This window comes from uncultured Pseudoalteromonas sp. (assembly GCF_963922945.1).
Taxonomy (GTDB): Bacteria; Pseudomonadota; Gammaproteobacteria; order Enterobacterales; family Alteromonadaceae; genus Pseudoalteromonas.
Map to the genome: position 1 here is coordinate 1 of NZ_CAWUKC010000174.1, position 2,424 is coordinate 2,424.

A 2,424-nucleotide genomic window follows, 5' to 3' on the forward strand; every position below is an offset into this window, starting at 1 on the left:
GAAATTGCCAAAGCAATGGGCTGTAAGTTCCATTCACTGGAGCAAAACTTAGCGTTTATTGCACAGCAAACTAACACCGAATACCTTTGTGTAACCAAAGGCAGCCACGGTGCGCTACTCACTATTAATGGTGAGAATTACTATAACTCAGGTTATTTAATTAGCGTTGTAGATACAGTTGGCGCAGGGGATTCATTTTTAGGGTCGTTAATTTACCAACTTTGTAGTAGCGATTGTGCCCAGCACGCTGTTGATTTTGCTTGTGCCGTAGGGGCAATGGTGGCCGAAAGTGCCGGTGCTACACCTACACTTACTCACGAACAAATTAACGAGTTTATGAGCCCAGCTTAATATAATAAATCACAGTTACACCCAATCATTGTGTGTAAGCGGTTTTACTTTTCTAGTAAAGCCGCTTTTTTTTGCTTTAATTTTTATTTATTAAGCCATTTAGATTAAGTGTTGAGCAAGGTGCATAAAAAGTGGCTGGTGTATTAGCTATTCGTCTTATAGCGGGGTGATTAATACTTTGTTAATGTTCGTCGATTATTCATGGATTGAAAGGCGGGGCGTTAATTACACGCTCTATACTCCAAATACAAAAAGAGAAACGTGCTTTATGATCATCTTTTTTATCTGCATAACAATCTTAATACTGGGATATAAGTTTTATAGCCCGTTTGTTGAAAAACAAGCAGGTATGGATACAACAGTTGATACACCTCAAAAACGCTTTGATGAAGGTGTTGATTATGTAGCCATTCACCCTGTGCGTGCATTTTTAATTCAGTTTTTAAATATTGCGGGTGTAGGGCCTATATTTGGGCCAATATTAGGCGCGCTTTACGGACCAGTAGCACTTGTATGGATTGTGCTAGGTAACGTATTAGGCGGTGCAGTACACGACTTCTTCTCGGGTGTGATGAGCATTAAAGAAGATGGTAAAAGCTTACCCGAAATAGCAGGGCACTATTACAACGTTGTGTTTAAAGGCTTTATGCTAATATTTACAGCTATGCTACTGTTTTTTGTGGGGGTTGTATTTATTATGAGTCCAGCGGGCTTATTGAGTAACCTAGATGCGTTTGAGGGCACTTTTTTAGCCAATAATACCTTTTGGGTATTGGCTATTTTAGCGTACTACTTTTTAGCAACGCTGCTCCCTATTGATAAAATTATTACTAAATTTTACCCGCTATTTGGCTTATTAATGATTGTAATGACTACATTAATAGCCGGTGCATTACTACTAGATGCGCCACACTTACCAGTTGCAGGCGACTTTTTAGCCTACTTTGAAGCCGACCACGCGCACGATTTTTTAGAGCCAAACCCTGATGGTTTACCTACATGGCCATTACTGTTTATTACTATTACGTGTGGTGCTATTAGTGGCTTCCACTCTACACAAGCGCCTATTATTGCTCGTTGTTTAACTAACGAAAAATACGTGCGCCCAGTATATTACGGCGCAATGATGTGTGAAGGCATTGTCGGGTGTGTATGGGCACTTGCGGGTATTGCGGCATTCCCAGAAGGTTACGCAGGCTTAAAAGCAATGCTTGATCAAGGTGGTCCAGGCCTAGTGGTTAACCATGTAGCAAACAGCTACTTAGGCGTAATGGGCGGCATTATGGCCATTATTGCTGTTGCTGTGTTCCCTATTACCTCAGGCGATACAGCGTTTCGTTCACTGCGTTTAACTGTGGTTGATGCGTTTAATATTCCGCAAAGCTTACGTAATCGCTTATTACTGGCAGTGCCAATTTTAACGATTGCCTTTTTTATGACTAAATTAGATTTCTCAGTTATTTGGCGCTACTTTGCATTTTCAAACATGCTGCTTTCAACCAGTGTGCTATGGCTTGCAACTAAGTACTTATTTGATAGACGTGCATTCCACTGGATCACCAGCATACCTGCCGTTATCGCTACTGGCGTAACACTTTCGTACATTATGACTGCTGTTATTGGCTTTAATTTATCGGCCGACTTAGGTAAACCAATTGGTGCCGCTGTGGTTGTTATTGGCTTAGTAGGTTTAGTGTTTGTACACTCTAAGCATAAAAAGCTAGATGTAGCGTAAAGCGTTAAAAATTAAATAAGCGAGCTTAGTAAGCTCGCTTTTTTTATGCATAAAATTTATTCTTGCACTAAGTAATTCTAAAGGTAATAAAATGAAAATAGCCGCCGATTTTAGTAAGCGTGTCGTTGTTCATAGTAAGCAGCTTGATTGGATTCCTTCACCTATGGTGGGCGTAGATAGGCGGCCACTTGATAGAGTTGGGGCTGAAGTAGCTCGTGCTACGAGTATTGTACGTTATGCACCAGGAAGCGAATTTTCGCCGCATGTACATACCGGTGGTGAAGAGTTTTTTGTGTTAGAAGGGGTATTTCAAGATGAACATGGGGACTTTCCCCAAG

Annotated in this window: 3 protein-coding genes; all 3 read left to right on the forward strand. The window is 40.9% G+C overall.

Going from position 1 to position 2,424, the window contains the following annotated elements; genetic code table 11:
• Positions 1 to 351: PfkB family carbohydrate kinase (locus AABI99_RS18070; protein WP_338367505.1), on the forward strand; the 351-nt coding region annotated here is incomplete at its 5' end.
• A gap of 268 nt (positions 352 to 619) precedes the next feature.
• Complete coding sequence (locus AABI99_RS18075) at positions 620 to 2,086, forward strand: carbon starvation CstA family protein (protein ID WP_338367506.1); 1,467 nt, start codon at positions 620 to 622, stop codon at positions 2,084 to 2,086.
• A gap of 91 nt (positions 2,087 to 2,177) precedes the next feature.
• Positions 2,178 to 2,424: cupin domain-containing protein (locus tag AABI99_RS18080; RefSeq protein WP_338367507.1), on the forward strand; the 247-nt coding region annotated here is incomplete at its 3' end.

Bases quoted from the DNA above. Each gene is read 5' to 3' on its own strand.
- AABI99_RS18075 (WP_338367506.1), top strand. From the start codon at position 620: ATGATCATCTTTTTTATCTGCATAACAATCTTAATACTGGGATATAAG.